The organism is Agromyces sp. Y575, assembly GCF_059445445.1.
The window spans coordinates 428,559-450,062 of sequence record NZ_JCAIUI010000003.1; the positions used below are offsets into that span (position 1 = coordinate 428,559).

The window sequence follows — 21,504 nt, forward strand, 5'->3', positions numbered from 1 at the left end:
GTGCTCTCTTCTCTTGGTGGTCCGTCGTCGCCTCGAGGGCGTGCAGACGGGCGGTTCCATAGTCGGGTAATCGGAACCGCATCGAGTCTAGGCGATGATTCTCGACGTGTTGCTCCTGTCGTATCCACGGCGTGACGGCTAACCTTGGCGGAGTACGCCGCATTCGGGGAGCGGCGTGGGTGGGATCGAGACGATGAAGATCGAACGTTGGGGAACGTTGGTGCTTCTCTGTGTCGCTGCCCTGGCGCTGACCGCATGCACGGTTGATGACGCCGATTCGACCGGCCCGAGTTCCCCCGCCACGGCGAGCCCCGATTCCACGGCGATTCCGGATGCCACGTCGAAGCCGATCGAGAGCGAGCCTCCGCCCTCGATCGAGGCTGTCATCGTCGTTGCGAACGTCGATGTCGATGGTGCCCACGCAACTGCATCGGGATACGTCAGCGGGGTGATCGAAGACGGTGGCGCGTGCACGTTCGTGTTCAAGGGCGACGCTGGGGAGGTCTCGGCGGAGTCGACGGGTGCCGCCGACCGCGCGACGACGTCGTGCGGCGCCGTGAGCATTCCCATCGAGCAGTTGGCGAAGGGCACGTGGTCGGTCACCCTCGACTACCAGTCCGACCGCGCCGAGGTCGTCTCGAACGAAATGATCGTGGAGGTGCCATGAACATCAGACGCATGCTGGCGATGGCGATCGGCGGTATTCTCGCGGTCGGTCTTCTGACCGTCGTCGAGTCCGAGGTTCCACCGGCCGAAGCGGCGGTCGCCGGCGACTTCAACGCGGGCAATATCATCAGCGACGCGCTCTTCTTCGACGGTGCTGCGATGTCTGCCTCCGCGGTTCAGTCCTTTCTGAACGCGCGCGTCCCGACATGTCGGGCGGGCTACACCTGCGTGAAGGACTACCGACAGAACACTCCGAACCGCGCCGCGGAAGCCGGGCGCTGCGGCGCCTATTCGGGCGCGTCGAACGAGAGCGCGGCGACCATCATCTATCGCGTCGGCGTCATCTGCGGTGTCAGCCAGAAGGCGCTGCTCGTGCTGCTCGAGAAGGAGCAGGGGCTCGTCTCGGACACCTGGCCGACTGATCGGCAGTATCGGTCGGCGACGGGGTACGGATGCCCCGACACGGCGGCGTGCGACACCAACTACTACGGATTCTTCAACCAGGTGTACATGGCGGCACTCCAATTCAAGCGATATGCCGCCAACCCGACGGGGTGGAACCACATCGCGGGAAGGGTCAACGCGATCCGCTTCCATCCGAACGCGGCCTGTGGCAGCGGCAACGTGTTCATCCAGAACCAGGCGACCGCAGGACTCTACAACTACACGCCGTACCAGCCGAACGCCGCCGCCCTGGCGAACCTCTACGGCAGCGGCGACGGTTGCAGCGCGTACGGCAATCGGAACTTCTGGCGCATTTTCACGGATTGGTTCGGTTCGACGACGGCAGGTTCGAGTCTGTTGCGCACCTCGGCGAACGCGACGGTCTACCTGATCTCCGGAGCGTACAAGTACCCGGTTCCGAGTCTCGCGATCCTCGCTGCCCTGTTCCCGCTCGGCAACGTGGGATTCGTCTCGCAGAGCCAACTCGATCGGTATGAGACGAGCCACACCGTCGGCCGGGTGATCCGCTCGGGCGATGGCACGATCTACTTCTTCGACGCCGGAATCAAACTCCCGTTCGGCTCGTGCGACCAGGTGGTCGACTACGGCGGGTCGTGCGGCGCTGACGGCTACGTCCAATTGACAGACTCGCAGATCGCGGCATTCGTGAACGGGCCGGCCTTGCGACCCGTGCTCGGTACGACCGACGGCGCCCGCTACTTCATCAACGACGGAACGAAACGCGAGATCCTCGACAATCAGTCGCAGACCGCTGCGAGGATTCCTGCCGGGTACAACGTGCTCACCGAAGGCGCAGTCTCGGCGTTGTCGTTCGCGACGCCGGTGGTGCGTGAGTCGGCGTTCGCTCGGCAGCGTGGCGCGTCGGCGTATTTCTTCCTCAGTGCGGGTGGCAAACACCCCGTCGAGGCCTCGGCGGTCGCCTCGTCCGGCCTGCCCGCTCGCGCGGCCGGTTCCCTGCGCGCTGAGAGCTTCGGATTCCTGCCGGCCAAGCCCCCGTTCACGGGCGTCGTGAGGGTCGCGGGCTCGGCGGTGAACCACGTGCTGGCGGGTGGCGGCCGGTATGAGTGGGCCGCCGGCGACCTCGGTGCCAAACTCGGGTTCACCGATGTCTCGCAGGCGTTCCTCGACGGCTACCCGTCGAAGGGGAGCATTGCGGCGGGCGCGATGATCAAGACCGCCGCCTCGGCGACCGTCTACATGGTGATGGCCGACAAGATCCTGCCGATCGGGTCGTGGGAGGCCCTGATGGCGCTGTCGGCCGGGAAGACCCCCCGTATCGACGTCGTACCCGACTCGCTCATCGCGGCGCTCCCGAAGGGGCCGGTGGCACTGATCACCGGCACGATGGTGCGATCACCCGGAGATGCGACCGTGTACCTCGTGAACGGCGTCACGAACAAGATCGCGTTCTCGAACTTCGTGTTCCCCGTCGAGGCGGGTTTCACGAAATTCTCCTACACGACCCAGGTGCGCATGGACGCCTACCCGCGCTCCGCGGGTTTGCTCGGGTTCGGTCTTTCCTGTGGCGATGTGAACTACGTCGCCGCGGCCGGCAGTGTGCATCGCGTCGATCCGGCGTTCGCCGCTCTGTATCCGTTCAGCTACATGCCGCTCGACTCGTTCACCTGCGCACTCCTGAAGAAGGGGCGCGATGCGAACGACTTCATCCGGGTGCCGAATGGAACCGTGTACCAGTTGGTGGAGGGAACCAAGCGGCCGATCACCTCGATGGCCCGTCTCACCGAACTCAACAAGGGCACCGGTTGGCTCGATGTCGTACCGCAGTTCGCGGCGCTCATCCCGACGGGCCCCAACGCGTGACGCGTTGGGGCCGCGCGCTCCACGGCTAAGATCGTCGGGTGACTGAGAGAAGCGAAGCAGCGTCGACGTCCCGGCGACTCCGCCTCCTCGCATTTGCACCGCTTCTCGCCCTCATCGCTCTCGCCTGTTGGGCAATGTCGTCGCCTGCCGGCTCGAGCCCGGATGACGAATTCCATCTGACGAGCATCTGGTGCGCGACCGGCGAGAAGTCGGGCACATGCGAGAACGTCGAGGGTGAGCCGAAGCTGCGCGCGGTGACGACCGATCTTGCCGACGCGGGGGAGTGCTTCAAGTTCCAGTCGTCGGTGAGTGCAGGCTGCGTTGAACGCGCCGATGGGGCGGATCCTCTGGTCGAGACGAACCGCGGCAACTTCGCAGGAAGCTACCCTCCGATCTACTACACCGCCATGGGGGTCTTCGCGGGTCAGGCCTTCAGCGACCTGACCATGATCCTGTTGCGCGTGCTCAACATCGCGATCTTCCTTGTCGTCGCCGTCGCACTCCACCTCCTGCTTCCCAGACGACTGCGCTCGACGTCGATGTGGATGTGGATGATCGGGCTGGTACCACTTGGCCTGTTCCTCATCGCCTCCAACAATCCGAGTGCGTGGGCGGTGATCAGCGGCGGAAGCGTCTGGCTCGCCACGCTCGGGTACTTCTCCTCGAGCGGCTGGCGAAAGTGGGCCCTGTTCGCGCTTGCCGTCGTCGCGACACTCATGGGTGCCGGAGCACGGGCCGATGCTGCTGCGTACGCGGGCATCGGGGTGGTGGTCGCCTCCATCCTGTCTGCCGAGCGATCGAAGCGCTTCCTCGTCGCCGTCGCGCCGTTCATCGCCGCCCTGTTGATGGCCGCTCTCTTCTTCATCGTCACGGGGCAATCGGGCGTGCTGTCGGCAGGCTTGACCGGACAGTCCGATCGTTCGTCGCTACCGATCTCAGAGCTCGTGTTCCAGAATCTCGTCAACGTCCCATCTCTCTGGGCGGGTGTGTTCGGGACCTGGAACCTGGGCTGGCTGGATACGCCGATGCCCGCGGTCGTCTGGGTGGGTGCGCTCGGAGTGTTCGCGGCCGTGGTCTTCGCCGGACTTCGCTCGATGTCGTGGCGGAAGGCGGCCGCTCTCGGCGTCGTAACCGCCGCTTTGGTGCTTGTCCCTGTCTGGGTCCTCGTCCAAAGCCGCGTCGTCGTCGGCTCGGAAGTTCAGCCTCGCTACATCCTGCCGTTGATGGTGATGCTCGGCGGCGTGGCACTCGTGCAGGTCGCCGGTCGGAGGATCGACTTCACAACGACGCAGATATGGCTGGTCGGGGGCGCGCTCGTCGTTGCCAATGCTGTGGCGCTCCACACGAACATCCGACGCTACATCTCCGGCCTCGACGTCACTGACTGGAACCTCAATCACCATGTCGAGTGGTGGTGGGACATCCCCATCTCGCCGATGGTGGTCTGGGCGATCGGTTCGCTCGCGTTCGCAGGTGCGATCTTCGTCATGCTGCGCTGGCTTCGAAAGCAGCCATCCGAGGAGATCGCGTGATCACGGGCATCCTCCGATACCTTGGCGCCGGCTTCTTGGCGTTCCTCGTGGACTTCGGACTGCTCGCCCTGTTCCGTGAGGTGTTCGGCTGGCCGACCGCCCTTGCCGCGACCGTCGCGTTTCTCATGAGCTTCGCGTTCACGTACACGATTCAACGCACGCTCGGCTTCATGTCACGCGCACCTCACGGGCGCGCGCTCGTCCGGTACACGATCCTCGTCGCGATCAACACGGTCGCGACCGCCGCCATTGTGACCCTCTTGGACCAGACGGCGGCAGGATGGGCGGTCGGCAAGGTGGTCGCCACCGCGGCGACGACTATCTGGGGCTACTTCGCCTACCGCTGGTGGGTGTTCGCCGAGAGTCCGCGATCGCATGAAGCAACAAGCCAGGAGCCCTGATGGTATTCGAAGGTGCCCGCATCGCCGCGGTCGTCCCGGCATTCAATGAAGAGAAGATGATCGCCGCCGTCATCGAGACGATGCCGGCCTTCGTGGATCACATCGTCATCGTCGACGACTGCAGCAATGACGCCACGAGCGAGATCGTCGGAGCTTCGACGGACCCCCGCGTCGAGCTCATCCGCCACGACGTGAACACCGGAGTCGGCGGCGCTATCATCACCGGTCATCGTGCGGCGCTGGCGGCGGGCTCGGATGTCAATGTCGTCATGGCCGGCGACGCGCAGATGGATCCGTCTTACCTGCCGGCGCTGCTCGAGCGAGTGACCACCCAGGGTTACGGATTCGCGAAGGCGAACCGGTTCTTCTCACCTGAGTCGTTCCACGGGATGCCGAAGCACCGAGTCTTCGGCAACATCGTGCTCTCGTTCATGACGAAACTCGCCAGTGGATATTGGAACCTTTTCGATCCACAGAACGGCTACACGGCCATCCGCACGGAGGTACTCAAGCGCATCGACCTCGATCGCGTTGCACGGCGCTACAGTTTCGAGAACGACCTGCTCATCCACCTCAACATCCTGCAGGTGCCGGCCGTCGACGTGCCGATCCCGGCCATCTACGGCGCCGAGGTGTCGAGCATGCGGCTCAGCACGGTTGTACCCGAGCTCCTAGGCCTGCTGACCAAAGGATTCTGGCGACGCATCTGGTACCGATATGTGCTGTGGTCGTTCTCGCCGATCGCGCTCCTGCTCGTGCTCGGACTCGTCCTGTTCGTGTCCGGCCTCAGTGTGGCGATCTGGGTGTGCTTCCAAGTCGCCGCCTCAGTGGTCGCCACGGCGGCGACGGTCATGCTCGCGGCCCTGCCACTGATGATCGGCACGCAGATGCTCCTCAGCGCATTGCAGCTCGACATCCAAGCGAGCCCATCGACACCCAACATGATGCCGTTCACTGCGGTGCCGAAAGGTGACTCCCGACCATGACCTCCGCATTCGCAGCCTGGTGGCGCGCCAGCTTCGCCGCGATTCTCACTTGGGCGATCGTCGGCCTCAGTTTCGTCATCGGCTACGTCTCGATGGTGCGAACCCAACCGCTGTATGCTCCTGACTCCGCCCACTACCTCGCGAAAGCGTTCTGGTTCCTCGGCGCGAGTCCACAAGAGGCCCACGACCGAGTCGCCGAATTCGCCGCCGGGTACGGGATTACCGAGATCCCCGGTGTCGACCTCATGTTCGGGTGGGGCCTCGTCCAGCCGAGGGTTGTGCTCTCGGCGCTGGCGACACCGTTCGTGGCCATGTTCGGCCCGATCGGCCTCGCCGTGACGACATTCCTGATCTCGCTTGCGCTGATGATCGTGATGACACTCATCCTCATGCGACGTTTCGGCAATGTCCCAACTGTCGCCGTCATGCTGATGGTCAACACGAGTGCGTACCTCGTGTTCTACAACGGGGCGATGCTCACGGAGTCACTCTCGGCGCTGCTGACGGCGTTCACGCTCGTAGCCGCGTGGCGTTACGTCCGCGACGCACGTGGATGGCTGCTCATCGTGATGGCGGCCCTCACGGTTACCTCGGCCTTCACTCGTCAGTCGACGCTGGTGGTCGCCGGCGCGTTCCTGGGCGCGTGGCTCTTCGGCATGCTCGTGAGCCGTTCTCGGCGAAACGTATGGATGTGGCCGGCCGTCGTCGTCGTCAGTGCGAGTCTCGGGAGTCAGCTGCTCCAGGCGCTCATTTTCCCTTCGTTCTCGCAGGCCGACCAATTCCTCAGAGCCACGGGCACTGACAGCCTCGGCGAAGCGATCCTCGCGATCCCTCGCATGGTGGTCAAGATCGTGTCGACGGATGTCTACAACTACCTCGCCAACGATCCGATCCTGTTCGTATTCATCGTGATCTCGTTGCTCGGTATCGTGCTGTTCTGGCGCCGCTCGGAGGCTCACCTGCTCGTCGGGGCGATCCTCGCGATCGCCTTGTACAACATCACGAACGGTACGCCGACCGCGTTCCGCTACGCGATCCCCGGTCTCGTCTTCTACGTGGTCATGGTGGGGCTCGTGATCCACGCGACGGCGCGGCTCCAGCGCGGGACGAACGAAGTCGACCTCGGCGAGCAGCGGGGCAGGTACGTCGCAGGCTGAGGTCGAGTCAGCCGGACGAGCTCTCAGAGGAAGCGGCCGGCCGGAGGTAGTCGGAAAGCGCGGGCGCCAGATAGCGCACGTAGGCCGCCGTGAGGTGGTTCACGTCTCGATAGACGAGCAGGTTGTCGACGACGACCGGGCAGATCTCTTCGTCGCAGACGTACGCCGTGAGATCGGCGAACGTGCCGCCGCCGGCGTCAGTACCTCGGTGCTCAGCCGCCGCTTGGTCGGCGTCGAGCACGTCCGATCGTGCGCCTGCGCAGGGCAGCACATCCTCGAGGTGAGTCGAGATGCAGAGCGCGGGTGCCGCAGTGAAGCGTGGCGTGTCGGCGATGACCACGACCCGGCTGCCCGCCTGGTTCAAGGCAGCCACCGATCGCTCGACGCCGTCCTCCCACGCGCGGAGTCGGTCTTCCGTATCTGGGGCGCCTTCCAACGGGTAGGCCGCATAGCTCGAGAACACGACGAGGTCCGGCGGGTCCGCAGTGAGTTCGGCCATGACGGCGGCTCGCCATCGATCGCACGAGAGATAAGGGACGTTCTTGTCGAGCACCGTGACGTCGACAGCCGGGCACGACGCCTTGGTGTACGCGTGAATGGCCATCTCTGTGTCGGCGGTTGCGAGCTGCTCGAGTGCAGGCAGCCACTGCGCGGAATGCGAGTCACCGAAGAGGGCGACCCTGAAGGATCCGGCGGGAGCGCCGTACACGCAATCCTGCACGGTCTCAGTCGCGACGTCGTTGTGGCAGCCGTCGGCATACACGGAGGCCACATCGTCGCCGGCAGTCTCCAGCGTCGGCGTGAGATTCGACGGTACATGGGATGTCGCAGGGGGCGGCGACGTGGGGAACGACGGGGCAGCCGCGACCGCTGCTCCTCCTGGCAGCTCCCTCGTTGCTGCCCAGGCCGCTCCCGTGCCGAGCGCGAGCGCGAGCACACCCGTCACAGCTGCGGTCCCCAGCAGCGTCACTCGCGGACGCCGCCCGGCGAGCACGGAGGGCGAGCGAAGCGGTGCTTCGACGAATCGGTAAAGCAGATACGCGAGCGGAAGGGCTACGACGATTCCGAGGAGCACGGTGATCCAGAGCCCGAGGGGGCGGTCGTAACCGACCGCGGCCTGCGGCACAACGAGGAGTGGCCAGTGGACCAGGTACAACGAATACGAGATGAGCCCGATGAACTGCATCGGCCGAACGGACAGAGCCATCGCCGGTCCGCCGACGGGTCTGGCTGTGCCGAAGTAGATGACCGCTGCGGTGCCCGCCACGGGCAGCACGGCAGCGAAGCCCGGGAACGGCGTCGCATCGTCGAAGAGCACGGCCGATGCCAGGATCATCGCCACGCCGATCCAACCCCCGACCGCTGTGATCCAGGGTTTCATCCGCGGCACGCGTCCGAGCACCGCGGCACCCACGAGCGCGCCGGCGAGTAGTTCCCAGGCTCGGGTCGGCAGCGTGAAGAACGCCAGGGGCTGCTGAGTCTGAGTCATCAGGATGCATGCGACGAGGCTCACCGCGGCGAGCCCGGCTATCCCCGCGGCGACGAGCGCACGACGCCGGCGGACGAGCAGCGCCAGGAGCAGTAGCAGCACCGGCCACAGCAGATAGAACTGCTCTTCGACGCCGAGCGACCAGTAGTGCTGGTAGGGCGAGGGTGCGTGATCTGCGAGATAGTCCGTGTTCTGCGCGGCGAACCAGATATTGGGCACGTACAGCACCGTGGCGAGGGCATCGCGCAGGATCCGTTCGATGCTCAACGGAGGGAGGAGTGCCACGACGGCGACGGCAGTCAACCCCGCGACGACGAACGAGGCTGGAAGGATTCGCCGGGCGCGCCGGGCGTAGAACTTGGCGAAGGAGACGCGGCCGTCGCGCTCGATCATTTCGAGCAGGTGGCTCGAGATGAGAAATCCAGAGATGACGAAGAAGACATCCACGCCCACGTAGCCGCCCGGCACTCCGGGAACCCCAGCGTGGTACAGCAGCACGAGGGCGACGGCGACTGCCCTGAGACCCTGGATGTCGGGCCGGAAGCGGGGAGGGGCGAATTGCGTCACTGCCATGCGACCACCGTGCGGTCAGGAGACAGCTGCACGATGCTCGTCGAGCGCAGCGATGACGCGCCCTGCAGCGTGCCCGTCACCATAGGGTGCGGCATCAGTCGGCGCGGCCGCCGGTCGAGTCACCCCGGCGGCGATCTCTGTCGGCGTGTTCGCGAGGACGTTCCATCCGAGGTCGACCGTCTCGACCCACTCGGTCTCCGTGCGCACGGTCGTGCAGGGAACGCGCAGTAGGAACGCCTCCTTCTGCAGTCCGCCCGAGTCGGTCACGACACCTGCGCTCGCAATCGCCGCCGCGATGAGGTCGGGATACGCCACTGGCGGATGTTCCAGCAGCGACCCCTGCGTGAGGGAGATGCCATGTGCCGCGGCCTTGGCGACGACCCGCGGGTGCGCCAGCAGGATGACGGGCTTGTCGAGCCCGGCGAGTGCCTCGGCGATCTCGGCCAGCCTGACAGGGTTGTCGGTGTTCTCCGCGCGGTGGATCGTCGAGACGTAGAAGCCTCCGGGCGCGAGGTCGAGCTCGTTCACGAGCTGCGACGGGCGCTGGGCGATCGCATCGCGCACCTCGAACAGCACGTCGGTCATGACATCGCCGACGAGCATCGTCCGCGCTGCGAGCCCCTCGGCGGCCAGATGATCGACCGCGACCTGCGTCGGCGCGAGCAGCAGGTCGGCCGCGTGGTCGGTGAGAACACGGTTGTGCTCTTCAGGCATGCGGCGGTTGAACGAGCGAAGGCCGGCCTCGAGGTGCGCGACCGGGATGTGCAGCTTCACCGCAGAGACGGCCGCAGCGAGCGTGGAGTTCGTGTCGCCGTAGACGAGCACCCAGTCGGGCCGGTGCTCGTCGAAGACGGCATCGAGCGCGCCGAGCATGGCGCCCGTCTGCACGCCGTGCGAACCCGAACCGACACCCAGATGCACGTCGGGCGCGGGAATGCCGAGGTCATCGAAGAAGACGTCAGAGAGCATCGGGTCGTAGTGCTGCCCCGTGTGCACGATGACATGATCCACGGATGCAGCGGATGCAGCCTTCGCGATGGGGGCGAGCTTGACGAACTGCGGGCGCGCGCCCACAACGCTGACGATCTTCACGAGAGTCCAGTCTACGGATCACCGTGGACGACATGGTCGCGAGGGTAGCGTCCAATGCACTTCGCTAGAGTGTCCGCGTGCGAGTGATCATGGTGACGGCGTGGTACCCGAGCATCGCCTCCCCAGTGTCGGGGGTGTTCGTGCACAGGGACGCCGAGCTGATCGCTACTGCGAACGATGTCGAGATCGTTCATCTCGCATCGCCTGAACTGATCTCACCGGACGACATCGCCGCGGATCGCGAAAGAGGACTCCCAGTCACCCGGATTGCGCTTTCTCGCGCCAATCCGCTCGATCTGCGCCGGGCGTGGGCGCCGCTCGAGGCGAGGATCCGGGGCGCCGATGTGCTCCACACGCAGGCGTTCACCACTCTGTTTCCTTTCGCAGGTCGGCGCGTGAGATTGCCATGGGTGCACTCGGAGCACTGGTCCGGTGTAGCCGATCCATCGTCCCTGACACCGCGGGGTCGCGCGGTGTTGCGGGCCACCGCGCCCTTGCTTCGGCGACCAGACGTCGTGACGACTGTGAGCACGTACCTGGCAGACCAGGTGCGACGGCATCGTCCAGGCCCGATCTCGGTCGTGCCGTCTGTCGTCCCGGCGGCGTCTATGGTCCTGCCGCCGCACGATGCGGCCCTCATCCGCCTTGTGGCAGTCGGTGGGCTCGTGAGCGGAAAGGACCCGCTCCTCGCCCTCGAGACGCTGCGAGAACTCGATCGTCGCGGTTTTCCCGCGAGCCTCACGTGGGTCGGCGACGGTGCTTTGCGCGAGTCCCTTCAGCAAGCCGCCGGTGCAAACGACAATCTCACTCTTCTGGGTGCTGTGGATGGAGCCGGGGTGTCGGCCGCTCTCGATGCGGCCGACATTTTCATACTCCCGACGAAGGGCGAGACGCTGTGCCTCAGCGCACTGGAGGCCATCACTCATGGACGACCGGTCGTGATCGGGGCTCGAGGCGGGCAACGTGACTACATCGTCGCCGACAATGGCGTCCTCGTCGAGCCACGCACTCCGGCGGCGTATGCCGATGCCGTCGTGAGCTTGTGGCAACGCCGGGCCGAGCTCCCCCCGGAGCGCGTCGCGGCGACGATCGGTGACCGGTTCCAGGAGTCGCATGTCTTGGAGGCGTACCACGAAGCGTACGCGCTGGCGCGCGCGTCGCGGCGAACTACGGTCTGATGAATCTCCACGGATTCGAGTCCGTTGATCGACCTACGGCTGAATCGATTCGTGCCATCCCCGCCTCGAGGGTCACAATATGGGTAGTGAGGCGCCGAAATTGCCCGACCGCGCGTCGATCTCGCCGTTCGCTGACGACCATATGACGCGTCGAGCCGAGCCACTCGCCATCAGCCACCTCGACAGGTTGGCGCGCTCCGAACAGCCCATATTCGTCTCCACCCTCGACCTCCCCGACACGTCCCACCGAGGCAACCTCGGGCACGCTCGAACCTGCGGTGGTCGCTCTCGTGATCAACTCCCAGGCGAGACGACGCCTGGCTGATAACGGTCGATCGTCGTCGAGGTCGTGCACGACGGCACTCTGAGCGCAAATGTGCTTTGCGACGCTTGGATCGGAATCGTTCGGGTCGCAAGCGAGTGCCGCCGGTCGGCTCGATCGCGATAACCTATCGAGGCAGCATGGGTGATCAACCTAGGAAGGACGAGATGACCGAGACGCTCCTCATCTTGTCGTTCTCCAACCTCCAGTCCGATGCTCGGCTGTTGCGTGAGATCTCGCTCTTCTCGCCTCGAGGTCGCATCGTGACGGCAGGATGGGGTCCCGCGGTACCGGGAGTCGACCACATCCAGCTCCCGATGCCTGACTCGAGCGGTCGTCGGCGCCGGGTCCGGTTCTACATTGAGGCGGCACTCTTGCGCCTCCACCTGTACCGCCTCCTGTACTGGACTGATCCGGCCGTGCGTTCCGCACGCCGCGCACTACGGCGCACAAAGCCGTCGCGCGTACTCGCGAACGACATCGAGACAGTGCCGCTCGCGCTCTCATTGGCACCCCCCGAGAGCATTCATGCAGACCTCCACGAGTACTACCCCGGCCTGCACGACGACAACCCCCGATGGGTGCGGTTGCGCAAGCCGTACTACGAATGGCTCATTCGTCGTTACGCGACGCGGGTTGCGTCCGTGACGACAGTCGGTGGCGCGGTCGCTGAGGCATATGTCAGTCACGGCATCCGTGCTGCGGTCGTGACCAACTCCCCGACGTACCGTGAGCTCGCCCCGGTCCCCGTCGGCCGGACCATCCGCCTGATCCACCCCGGCGCGGCGCTGCGCAGCCGTCGTATCGAGAACATGATGCGCGCCGCGGCGGAGACGAGTGCCGATGTGACGCTGTCGGTATTTCTGGCCCAGAACGATCCCGCCTACGTCGACGAACTGCGCGAGCTTGCAACGCAGCTCGGGGATCGGGTGACGGTGCACGATGCTGTGCCGCACGCCGAACTGTTGGGCCTCATCAATACGCACGACGTCGGAATCCATGTTCTTCCGCCCACCGTCACCAACAACGCCCTCGCGCTGCCGAACAAGTTCTTCGACTTCGTCCAGGCCCGAGTTGGCATCGTCGTAGGCCCGACGCCCGGTATGGGGGAGCTCGTCGAGGCCCATAGGTTCGGTGCCACGACGGGAGGCTTCGAAGAGGCTGACATCCGAGTTGTACTCGACGGCCTCACGCGAGAGCTGGTCTCGGGCTGGAAGTCCGCCGCAGACGACGCAGCGCGGGCGCTGTCGGCGGAGCGTCAGCTCCCAGTCTGGACAGCCGCAGTCGAGGCGTTATCGCCAGTGCGACGCTGACGACGATCCGTCGCTGATGCTCACCTGCGCCCGCGAGATCCGCCTCTGTGCGAAGAGCGATCGAAGCGGCGCATGACGGTGGAAGATGAGCGTGGGATTCGCCGGCACGATCGCGTCGAATGATCGGAACCGGTCGCGGCCGGCCAACAGGCCGCGAAGCAGCTGCGATGCTCCCGGCCCACTCAGGGCGGCGGCGATGATGGCGCGATCCCGCCGCGAGAGCAATCCCTGAGGTCTCGGTGCCCATCCCTCGACGCGCGACAGGGCGAGCCGCAGCGACTCGCCGGTCATCGCATTAACGCCCTCGTCGCCGAGGCGGGCAGCGATGGCGTCAATCACGAAGACCCGAATCGTCTTCGCTGCAAACGCGCGTCGGGCCGCCCTGCTCATGGTCGCGAAGACGGGATCGGCCTCGATCGCGTCGAAGAAGAGGAGGTCGTTCTTCAGCGAGCCGGTGGCCCTTGTCACCCGGTCGTTCTGATCGTCGTGCTCGATGTACGGCGGTAGTCGCGGGTCGAACGCCACATTTGCTCCGGAGAACCACAGGCGCAAGGTGAACGCTTGGTCCTCGCCGCGCGGGAGGCCCGGCGTCAAGCGAAGATCCATGAAGCGATCGCGACGCAGAAGGCCAAGGGGCGCCGCGCGCTCGAAGAGCCGATCGCGGTCGCCGTCGAGCTTGCTCACACGTCGGGGACGAGGACGGGGCGCGGTGCCATGACGGCCGCTCGTCCGTGAGATCGGGGCCACCACCACGTCGGCACGAGTGGCGTCCGCGAGCTCGAGCCAGGCGTCGAGAGCACCTGGCGCGAACTCGTCGTCCGACCCTACGATGCTCACGAACTCGCCGATGGCCACGTCGAGACCGGCATTGAAGGCATTGGCCGGTGAGGGCACACCGTCGGCGAGTGCGATCACGCGAACTCGCGGATCATCGGCGAGGATCCCGAGACGCCTGCGAATTCCTGCCGGATCGGTGTTGTGCGCGATCACCGTAACGGTGACCGGTGCTGCGGTACGAAGGGCGGATGCCGCGACCCGCTCGATCGGACGAGAGTCGGTGTGGACGCCGACGACCACTTCAATCCGCGGCCGTGGGGCCGGCTCAGTCGTCTCGTCCATCGCCCGGCTTCTCGTGAGGTGTGCTCTGCAGGAGTTCAGGAGCCGCCGCCGCTTCGATGGCCGTCGCGACTCGACGGCCGGCCGCGAGCGATCGTAGCGGTGCGTGGCGGTGAAACAGGCGCAGCGGATCGACGGTGATCAGGGCCCCGGGGCTGAGATAGCGCGAGCGGTCGCCGATAGCCTTCCGAAGGCGGTCGGCCGACGAAGTCGGGTCGAGAGCCGCATTGAGCGCGCGACGATCGCGCACCGCCAGTAGACCGTCGACTCCCGGTGCCCAGCCCCGCAATATCTGTAACGTTTCCGCGACTGCCTCCCGGTCGGCGTGTGGGAGTCCCGCATCGGAGATGCGTGTAGCGATTGCGGAAATGACGTGGACGCGAACGATCTTGGCGGCGACCGCTCGACGTGCAGCCGGCGACATCGATTGGAAGACCGTGTCGGCTTCCATGCCTTCCAGATACGCCACATCGTCGGCCAACGGCCCGCCGCGCTGCGTCACCCGGTCTGACTGATCGTCCCATTCAAGATATGCAGGCGTCGTCGGATCAAATGCGATCTCCGCCCCCGAAAACCAGAGGTGGAGGCCGAAGACCTGGTCGACCCCTCGAGGTAGTCCCTCTGCGAACCGGAGACCGGGGAATCGATCAAGGCGGACGAGACCGAGCGGTGCGACTCGCTCGAAGAGACGGTCGCGGTCTCCGTCGAGACCAGACGTGCGGTGCGGTCTGACTCGGGGCGACGGCACCGCACCGCCGCCCATACGGCGGATGGGAGCGACGACAACGTCGGCCTCGACACGATCTGCGAGTTCGACCCAGGCATCGAGGGCATGGGGTGCGAGTTCATCGTCGGATCCGATGAGGCTCATGAACTCACCTGTCGCGTTATCGAGGGCGAAGTTGAACGCGTTCGCAGGAGAACGCACCCCGTCGTGCAACTCCAGGACGCGCAGGCGGGTGTCATCCGCGAGTCTGTCAAGACGTGCACGCACGCCGCCGACATCTGTGTTGTGGACGACCACTGTCACTCGCGTCGCGACGGTGTTCTTCAATGCTGACGCCACGGCCCGCTCGACTGGACGCGACGTATTGTGGACGCAGACAACGGCCTCGACGCGAGGACCTCGTGACGAATGTGTCGCGGCCGCGCCGTCGGGTGTCTCGTCCATCGCGGTTCGATACTAGCCGGTCACACCCTTCCACCGACCATCGGCACGAGCAACGACGGCGCGGCGGCCCCAGCAGGAGGTGTTCCCAGCCTGGCGAAGGCAGGGCGCTACGTGATTGCCGGTTTGCGGGTGCTTGAATGAGAGCATGAGTCGCGTTGACCCCACTTTCGCACAGCCCTTGCACGTGGGCCGACCGAACATCGGTGACCCCCAGACCTTCCTCCGGCTTGTTGAGGGCGCTCTCGAACGTCAATGGCTGTCGAACGACGGACCTCTCGTGCGTGAACTGGAGTCGCGGATCGCGGCGTATCTCGGTGTGAAGCACTGCGTCGCCATCACCAACGGCACGATCGCTCTCGAGATCGCGATACGTGCACTCGGGATGTCGGGCGAGGTGATCGTGCCATCGTTCACGTTCGTCGCCACGCCCCACTCTCTCCACTGGCAGGGCATCACCCCAGTGTTCGCGGATGTCGATCCGGAAACTCACTGCCTCGATCCCGAATCGGTTCGTCGGCTGATCACGCCCAGGACGACGGGGATCATCGGCGTTCACCTCTGGGGTCGCCCTGCACCGATCGTCGAGCTCGAGGCGATCGCCGATGAGTTCGGCTTGGAGCTGCTCTTCGATGCCGCACACGCCTTCGGAGTCTCTCTCGGTGGTCGGATGGTGGGCACCTTCGGTCGCGCAGAGGTGCTCAGCTTCCACGCGACCAAGTTCTTCAACTCCGTCGAGGGTGGTGCGATCGTCACCGACGACGACGACGTGGCGCAGACAGCGCGGCTCATGCGGAACTTCGGGTTCGCGGGCGAGGACGACGTCGTCTCCGATGGGACGAACGGCAAGATGACGGAGATCTGTGCCGCGATGGGGCTCGCAAACTTCGGCGCGATCGACGAGGTCATCGCCGTGAACAAACGCAACCACGAGGCGTACACGCGCGAGCTTCGGGGCGTTCCTGGCGTCTCGGTGCTCGCGATCGACAACGAGAACAAGAGCAACTACCAGTACGTCGTCATGCTCATCGATGAGACGTGCCCGACCTCGCGCCGCGACGTGCTGGCACGTCTACGCGAGAACAACGTGTTGGCGCGACGCTATTTCTGGCCAGGATGCCACCGCATGGAGCCGTATCGCACGCTTTATCCCGGGGCAGCCCTGAACCTGCCCGAGACCGAGCGCGTGGCGGAGCGGGTCATCGTGCTTCCGACCGGGACCAGTGTCGACGAAGAAGCGATTCGCATCGTCGCGGGAATCGTACGTGCTGCGATCGGGCAGTCATGACGGGGAGCACGGACATCAGCCGGCTATACCTGTTCGGTGCCGGGGGACACGGTCGGGAGATCGCTTGGCTCGCGCGCGAGGTGTTCCCGGGGGCCGAGCTGAAGCACATCGTCGATGACGAGCGTTTCGCGGGCGATCCGATCAACGGGATCCCGGTGATCGTGATCACCGAGATGTGTCCGCCTCCAGATGCCCGGTTCGTCGTTGCCGTCGGCGACTCGCGAGTGCGACGACGGGCGGCGTCAGCGCTCACGGCGATGGGCCTGCGTCCGGTCGCCCTGATCCATCCGAGGGCAGAGCTCGCCCCGAACGTCCGGATCGGCGAAGGCTCCGTCGTGTGTGCAGGGAGCGTACTCACGGACCAGGTGCGCGTCGGAGCGCACGCGGTTGTGAACGTCGGCTGCACACTCTCGCACGACGTCAGCGTTGCTGACTTCGCCATTCTTTCGCCGGGAGTGCACGTCGCGGGGAACGTCATCATCGAAGACGGGGCATTCCTCGGGATCGGCGCGAGCGTCATCAACGGGACATCCATGACGCCGCTCGTCATCGGTGCGAACGCGTTCGTGGCCGCCGGTGCCACGGTGGTCCGTGACGTCGACAGCGGCGCCGTCGTCGGCGGTGTCCCTGCCCGCCCGCTCCGAGCGGCTGGGCTGCGATGACCCGCCGGATTGTTCACCTCTTTCCCGACTCACCGTTCCTACCGTTCACCGCCGACGTCTTCGAGGACGTCGCCCCCGGTGCGAACGCGTTCGTCGTATACGCGCTCAAGGGGGACATCGCGCGACACGTACTTCCCAAGAGCGCGACTGTCGAGGCCGTGCATATGGACGCCGCTGGTGCCGCGCGCGCGTCCCACCTGCTGCAGGAGAGCGACATCGCCATCTTCCACAGTGTGGGCGCGTTCGCGGCGCGCGCACTGGCCGCGACACCTCGCGATACGCTGAAAGTATGGAGCGGGTGGGGCGGCGACTATTACGGTTCGAACCTCTCCACGACGGCTGGGTTGCTCGGGCCGATGACGGCTCGCTACAGTCGCTCTCGGCTCTCGCTCCCGGGCAAAGTCGTGCGGACCTACCGAAACCTTCGCTCCAGTCTGCCCGTCGGCGCGGCGGCGCGTGCTGCAGATGTCTTCTCCGCGCCGATTCCCGACGATCTATTGGTGTTCAGGGGTCGCTTCGCCGGCTTTCGGGGGCGGTACGCGCAGTTGAACTACGCGAGTGTCGAAGATACCTTCGCGGCAACTCGTCCGGTGACGGGCGACGACATTCTGATCGGCAATTCTGCGACGCTGACGAACAACCATTTCGAGGTCCTCGACCTGCTCGCGCGGTTGGGTGTGTCCGGACGACGAGTGATCACACCATTGAGCTACGGAGACCCCGCATATGCGGACGCGGTCGTAGCGCGAGGCACTGAGCTGTTGGGGTCGGACTTCGTGCCGATGCGAGAGTTCCTCCCGCTCGAGGAGTACCAAGAGATCGTCGCGCGATGCAGCATCGTCATCATGGGGCATCGGCGCCAGCAGGGCATCGGGAACGTCGCCAGCGCACTCTGGAGCGGTGCGCACGTGTTCCTCGATGAACGGAACACGTTGATGTCGTTTCTCCGGAACCGCGGTGCAGCGGTCGGGACGCTGGAAGAGCTCGTTGCCGAGGGGCTTCCCAGCAGCCGGGTGGCGGGCGAACAGCTGGAGGGCAATCGACGCGTGCTTCAGGACTTCTGGGGCAGAACCAGCGTGATCGCCAACATCGAGTCGCTTATCGCATCGGTATAACTTCTCGTGCCGGCGGTCTCGGCTGACCGGAATTCACTCTCGAACTACGGCGAGGCCGGCCAGCGTTGCCTGGAGTGCGAACTCCGGGACGTTCGCCACCAACTCCGCGAACGTGCCCTGTGCCGCGACCCGGCCACCGCTCATGAAGAAGATCCGATCCGCTGCCTTGATCGTTGCAAGGCGGTGGGCGACGGTGATGGTCGTCGTTGAACCGCGCAATTCCGCGATCGACCGAGTAACGGCGGCCTCGGTCGCGGTGTCGAGGGCGCTGGTGGCCTCATCCAATACCAGCACGAGGGGGTCGACGTACAGCGCCCGTGCGATGCCGATCCGCTGACGCTGCCCACCGGAGAGCGCAAGGCCGCGCTCTCCGATCGACCCGCTGATCCCGCCGACCCGTGCGTTGATCGTCTCGAGCATGTGTGCACGGCTCAGTGCTTGACGCACGCGCTGCTCGTCGAAGTCTGACGACCAGGTCAATGCGACGTTCTGTGCAACCGTGGCGTCGAACAGCGACACCTCCTGCGGCACGTACGCAACGCGGGAGCGCCACGCCGAAGTCAGCGACGTGAGCGAGATGTCGTCGACGAACACGCCGCCCGAAGTCGGTTCGATCAGTCCCAGGATCAGATCCACCATGGTCGACTTGCCCGAACCCGAAGCACCCACGAACGCCACGCTGGAGCCGAAGGGGATCTCGATGCTGATTTCATGCACGGCGGGTTCGGCACCAGCGTCGTACTCGAAGCTCACTCGATCGAAGCGGATGACAGACGGATTCTCGGGCAACGGTCGCGAATCGCGGCCGCTGAGCAGCGCATTCACGGTGTCCGACCTCCGAACCTCGTCGACGACCGCCTGAGCGTGTGGTGCGCTGACGTTCAGTTGTGAGAGGACACCCTGGAATCGAACGATCGATGGCGCCATGCGAAAGCCAGCGAGACCGAACAGTGCCACTGCCGCGGTGGCTCCGCCGATACCACCCGTCGCAAAGCCGACGACTCCCACCAACACGATTCCCCCGATGATCGCCGTCTCGAGAACGTATCGGGGCACCTGGCCGAGGAACTGGGCGTTGGCGCGCGCGTGGGTTGAGTGCCGCCTGTTCTCGCGCACGACCTTCGCGACATCCTCCGTCTTCCCACGCAGCGTCACCTCTTTGAGCGCACCGATCATCTCCGTGATGAGCCGCGATGAGCGCAGCGAGTAGCGGAGGGCAACCAGCCCCGCTTGCCTGGTGCGACGTGAGATCTGGAAGTTGAGGAAGATACCGATGAGACCGAGATAGACGAGTGTGATCACACCGATGGCGGGCTGCGCGATTGCCAACACTGCAAGAAGCGTAAGGAAGTTCAACGCCTCGCCGATGAGCGAGGCTCCGGGAAGCGTGAATCCGGAGATCGTCGTGGATACGCTGGAGTCGGTTATCCGGACGAGATCGGAAGAATTGCGCTTGAGCCGATCGATCCATGGTGAGCTGACGAATCCGGCGAACACTCGAGATCCGAGCTCCAGTTCGTATGCCGAGAAACGTCGAGTGGCGACCCAATAGAGGATGAGCGCGAGCACTCCCTTGAGCACGATGAGGGCGCAAACGACGATGATCGGAACGAACGCGCCGCTGCCCGAAACGCTGCCGAATACTGGGAGCTCGACGGGACTTCCGCTGATGAGGGGCGAGAGCACCAGCGCGAGCAGTCCGAGTGCGGCGGCGTCGATGATTGCGAGCGCGCCCTGGAGAATCGCGTAGACGAGTAGAAACTTCCGCGCCTTCGACGGAAGGATCGAAAGGACCTCGCGGTACAGCTGCAAGTTCGTCTTCACGACAGCTCCTCGACAGCGTCCATGCCGACCGCAGTGAGGAACGCGCGGCCCTCTGATTCGGAGTTGAGGTCGCGCGCAGCGTTATTCGCTTCTGTCTTGAAGCCTGCGATGTCGTCGCTAGTGAGCGCAACCAGGGTTTCGGCTAGGTCCGATGCCTCGAACCCGGACACGACGACTCCGTTGCCGAACTCGCGGACGACCGCGGCCATCGCGGGGCTCTCGCCCACGACAACACCGAGTCGACCTTGCACAGCCTCGAAGAACTTGTTCGGAAGCGCGAACTCGAGGTTCGGGGCCAGCGGCCGATAGAAGATGATCTCCAGATCGAAATCATTGATCGAACGGGCGATCTCGCGCATAGGCGCGGGGGGCACAATTCGTATGCGATCCCGAGCCGGATGCGCGTCGATCAACGCTTGCAGTTCCTCGACGACACGGAGATTCGGCACGAGCATGAACGTCATGGTGAATCGTTCCGGCAGGGCGCGCATCGCCTCAAGGATCTCGGTGAACCCACGCTGCCACGCGGCGAGGCCGTGGAAGAGCAGCCGGATCTCTCCCGAATCCACGGGGCTGGGTGTCAGCTGCTCATAGGGCGGTATGTTGCGGCTCGGAACGGGCGCTTGGATGCCGAACTCCTCAACATACAACTGCCCGATGGGCTCATTGACCACCGAACGACTTGTGAACGCCGAATGGCCGATGTGCCGTCGCACCCATCGGTAGTGGCTGCCCGTGAGGCGGGCGCCGAGAGTCTGTCGTCGCACCAGCGGGTTGTGGTACTCGTGCAGGTCGAGATGGATCTTGGCGCGCATGGCCTCGGGCGTGAAGATTCGCCGATCGGACACCCACGGCAGGAACTCCGTTTCGTTGAAGACGACGAGGCCGTACTCGCCGGTGCGAAGTCGCGCGAGCGCTTCATCGTCGACGCGGTTCGTGAATTGCAATCGGAACCGATGCCGCGGGGTGAGAGAGAAGTGGGCGAGAAGTACTCCCGCACGGGTGGTGGCCCATCGCGATGCGGCAGAGAGGGAGAAGTGGTCTCGCACGCGTGGAGATGGACGGCTCCCCAGCCCGACCGTGTCGATGGTCCAGCCGTCGCCGGCGAGCCAGTCGATCTGGCGCCGAACCCGAGGGTCGGACTCGATGTCGGAGTAGGAGAGGACCAGCGCGACGCGCGCCTCAGTAGGGCTGGTCACGCACCCCTCACCTTCCAACCGATAGGACATTGCACCGCTGTGGTGGGCATCCACCGATTCTATCCGGCACGATCGCGAGAACTCTGAACACTGGAGTCCCCGGAGGTCAGAGACGAACGGCAAGATGCTGCGCCATC

Annotated in this window: 17 protein-coding genes and 2 pseudogenes; 12 read left to right on the forward strand and 7 right to left on the reverse strand. The window is 65.1% G+C overall.

The annotated features are described in order from the left end of the window. Positions 1–193 precede the first annotated feature (193 nt). Genes AC1C2U_RS14120 through AC1C2U_RS14145 form a run of 6 tightly spaced genes read left to right on the forward strand, consistent with a single transcriptional unit; the run spans position 194 to position 7,028 of the window. The gene (locus AC1C2U_RS14120) at positions 194–667 is read left to right on the forward strand and encodes a hypothetical protein (protein WP_495362394.1); all 474 of its coding nucleotides are present in this window, start codon (positions 194–196) and stop codon (positions 665–667) included. Continuing rightward, positions 664–2,952 (forward strand): hypothetical protein, encoded by a 2,289-nt coding sequence (locus tag AC1C2U_RS14125; RefSeq protein ID WP_495362395.1) that lies wholly within the window; start codon positions 664–666, stop codon positions 2,950–2,952. Before AC1C2U_RS14120 ends, AC1C2U_RS14125 begins: the two co-directional genes overlap by 4 nt. Before the next feature lie 38 nt (positions 2,953–2,990). Next, positions 2,991–4,484 carry a DUF2142 domain-containing protein gene (locus tag AC1C2U_RS14130; protein ID WP_495362396.1) on the forward strand — a complete coding sequence of 498 codons (1,494 nt, stop codon included), beginning with the start codon at positions 2,991–2,993 and terminating at the stop codon, positions 4,482–4,484. Then, on the forward strand, positions 4,481–4,885 hold the full coding sequence (locus AC1C2U_RS14135; RefSeq protein WP_495362397.1) for a GtrA family protein: 405 nt from the start codon (positions 4,481–4,483) through the stop codon (positions 4,883–4,885). Before AC1C2U_RS14130 ends, AC1C2U_RS14135 begins: the two co-directional genes overlap by 4 nt. Further along, positions 4,885–5,871 carry a glycosyltransferase family 2 protein gene (locus tag AC1C2U_RS14140; RefSeq protein WP_495362398.1) on the forward strand — a complete coding sequence of 329 codons (987 nt, stop codon included), beginning with the start codon at positions 4,885–4,887 and terminating at the stop codon, positions 5,869–5,871. Before AC1C2U_RS14135 ends, AC1C2U_RS14140 begins: the two co-directional genes overlap by 1 nt. Continuing rightward, a complete protein-coding gene (locus AC1C2U_RS14145; RefSeq protein ID WP_495362399.1) occupies positions 5,868–7,028 on the forward strand; it encodes a hypothetical protein in 1,161 nt (386 codons plus the stop codon). Before AC1C2U_RS14140 ends, AC1C2U_RS14145 begins: the two co-directional genes overlap by 4 nt. Before the next feature lie 7 nt (positions 7,029–7,035). Here the strand turns inward: AC1C2U_RS14145 and AC1C2U_RS14150 are convergent, their stop codons facing one another. Further along, the gene (locus tag AC1C2U_RS14150; protein WP_495362400.1) at positions 7,036–9,090 is read right to left on the reverse strand and encodes an acyltransferase family protein; all 2,055 of its coding nucleotides are present in this window, start codon (positions 9,088–9,090) and stop codon (positions 7,036–7,038) included. A gap of 15 nt (positions 9,091–9,105) precedes the next feature. Next, the gene (gene wecB, locus AC1C2U_RS14155; RefSeq protein WP_495362401.1) at positions 9,106–10,182 is read right to left on the reverse strand and encodes a non-hydrolyzing UDP-N-acetylglucosamine 2-epimerase; all 1,077 of its coding nucleotides are present in this window, start codon (positions 10,180–10,182) and stop codon (positions 9,106–9,108) included. Positions 10,183–10,271: 89 nt separating this feature from the next. Between wecB and AC1C2U_RS14160 the strand changes: the two are divergent. The 3 genes and pseudogenes from AC1C2U_RS14160 to AC1C2U_RS14170 all read left to right on the forward strand — a co-directional run. Continuing rightward, positions 10,272–10,766 (forward strand): annotated as a pseudogene (locus tag AC1C2U_RS14160) (glycosyltransferase); the annotation flags it as partial. A gap of 24 nt (positions 10,767–10,790) precedes the next feature. Further along, on the forward strand, positions 10,791–11,360 hold the full coding sequence (locus tag AC1C2U_RS14165) for a glycosyltransferase family 4 protein (protein WP_495362753.1): 570 nt from the start codon (positions 10,791–10,793) through the stop codon (positions 11,358–11,360). Positions 11,361–11,849: 489 nt separating this feature from the next. After that, positions 11,850–12,995: a glycosyltransferase family protein gene (locus AC1C2U_RS14170; protein WP_495362402.1), complete on the forward strand. Its 1,146-nt coding sequence runs from the start codon at positions 11,850–11,852 to the stop codon at positions 12,993–12,995. Here the strand turns inward: AC1C2U_RS14170 and AC1C2U_RS14175 are convergent. From AC1C2U_RS14175 to AC1C2U_RS14185, 3 genes and pseudogenes are all read right to left on the reverse strand, one after another. Further along, a complete protein-coding gene (locus tag AC1C2U_RS14175; protein ID WP_495362403.1) occupies positions 12,975–14,114 on the reverse strand; it encodes a glycosyltransferase family 2 protein in 1,140 nt (379 codons plus the stop codon). The genes AC1C2U_RS14170 and AC1C2U_RS14175 overlap by 21 nt on opposite strands. Further along, positions 14,098–14,613 carry a hypothetical protein gene (locus AC1C2U_RS14180; protein ID WP_495362764.1) on the reverse strand — a complete coding sequence of 172 codons (516 nt, stop codon included), beginning with the start codon at positions 14,611–14,613 and terminating at the stop codon, positions 14,098–14,100. Before AC1C2U_RS14180 ends, AC1C2U_RS14175 begins: the two co-directional genes overlap by 17 nt. 234 nt (positions 14,614–14,847) lie before the next feature. Then, positions 14,848–15,282 (reverse strand): annotated as a pseudogene (locus AC1C2U_RS14185) (glycosyltransferase); the annotation flags it as partial. Between the two features lie 145 nt (positions 15,283–15,427). Between AC1C2U_RS14185 and AC1C2U_RS14190 the strand changes: the two are divergent. The 3 genes from AC1C2U_RS14190 (at position 15,428) to AC1C2U_RS14200 (ending at position 18,344) form a co-directional block, all read left to right on the forward strand. Then, a complete protein-coding gene (locus AC1C2U_RS14190) occupies positions 15,428–16,567 on the forward strand; it encodes a DegT/DnrJ/EryC1/StrS family aminotransferase (RefSeq protein WP_495362404.1) in 1,140 nt (379 codons plus the stop codon). Further along, positions 16,564–17,229: an acetyltransferase gene (locus tag AC1C2U_RS14195; protein WP_495362405.1), complete on the forward strand. Its 666-nt coding sequence runs from the start codon at positions 16,564–16,566 to the stop codon at positions 17,227–17,229. Before AC1C2U_RS14190 ends, AC1C2U_RS14195 begins: the two co-directional genes overlap by 4 nt. A 233-nt stretch (positions 17,230–17,462) precedes the next feature. After that, positions 17,463–18,344 (forward strand): TDP-N-acetylfucosamine:lipid II N-acetylfucosaminyltransferase family protein, encoded by an 882-nt coding sequence (locus AC1C2U_RS14200; RefSeq protein ID WP_495362406.1) that lies wholly within the window; start codon positions 17,463–17,465, stop codon positions 18,342–18,344. Between the two features lie 33 nt (positions 18,345–18,377). Here AC1C2U_RS14200 and AC1C2U_RS14205 read toward each other — a convergent pair whose 3' ends face one another. Then, on the reverse strand, positions 18,378–20,168 hold the full coding sequence (locus tag AC1C2U_RS14205; RefSeq protein ID WP_495362407.1) for an ABC transporter ATP-binding protein: 1,791 nt from the start codon (positions 20,166–20,168) through the stop codon (positions 18,378–18,380). After that, positions 20,165–21,367, reverse strand: coding sequence for a glycosyltransferase family protein (locus AC1C2U_RS14210; protein WP_495362408.1), 1,203 nt, complete (start codon positions 21,365–21,367; stop codon positions 20,165–20,167). The genes AC1C2U_RS14205 and AC1C2U_RS14210 overlap by 4 nt, the downstream gene beginning before the upstream one ends. Between the last annotated feature and the right edge of the window lie 137 nt (positions 21,368–21,504).

What these genes read in the sequence shown, in the direction of transcription:
- AC1C2U_RS14120 (WP_495362394.1), top strand. Translation starts at nt 194, where the DNA reads ATGAAGATCGAACGTTGGGGAACGTTGGTGCTTCTCTGTGTCGCTGCC.
- AC1C2U_RS14125 (WP_495362395.1), top strand. Translation starts at nt 664, where the DNA reads ATGAACATCAGACGCATGCTGGCGATGGCGATCGGCGGTATTCTCGCG.
- AC1C2U_RS14140 (WP_495362398.1), top strand. Translation starts at nt 4,885, where the DNA reads ATGGTATTCGAAGGTGCCCGCATCGCCGCGGTCGTCCCGGCATTCAAT.
- AC1C2U_RS14145 (WP_495362399.1), top strand. Translation starts at nt 5,868, where the DNA reads ATGACCTCCGCATTCGCAGCCTGGTGGCGCGCCAGCTTCGCCGCGATT.
- AC1C2U_RS14150 (WP_495362400.1), bottom strand. Translation starts at nt 9,090, where the DNA reads ATGGCAGTGACGCAATTCGCCCCTCCCCGCTTCCGGCCCGACATCCAG.
- AC1C2U_RS14165 (WP_495362753.1), top strand. Translation starts at nt 10,791, where the DNA reads ATGGTCCTGCCGCCGCACGATGCGGCCCTCATCCGCCTTGTGGCAGTC.
- AC1C2U_RS14170 (WP_495362402.1), top strand. Translation starts at nt 11,850, where the DNA reads ATGACCGAGACGCTCCTCATCTTGTCGTTCTCCAACCTCCAGTCCGAT.
- AC1C2U_RS14175 (WP_495362403.1), bottom strand. Translation starts at nt 14,114, where the DNA reads ATGGACGAGACGACTGAGCCGGCCCCACGGCCGCGGATTGAAGTGGTC.
- AC1C2U_RS14190 (WP_495362404.1), top strand. Translation starts at nt 15,428, where the DNA reads ATGAGTCGCGTTGACCCCACTTTCGCACAGCCCTTGCACGTGGGCCGA.
- AC1C2U_RS14195 (WP_495362405.1), top strand. Translation starts at nt 16,564, where the DNA reads ATGACGGGGAGCACGGACATCAGCCGGCTATACCTGTTCGGTGCCGGG.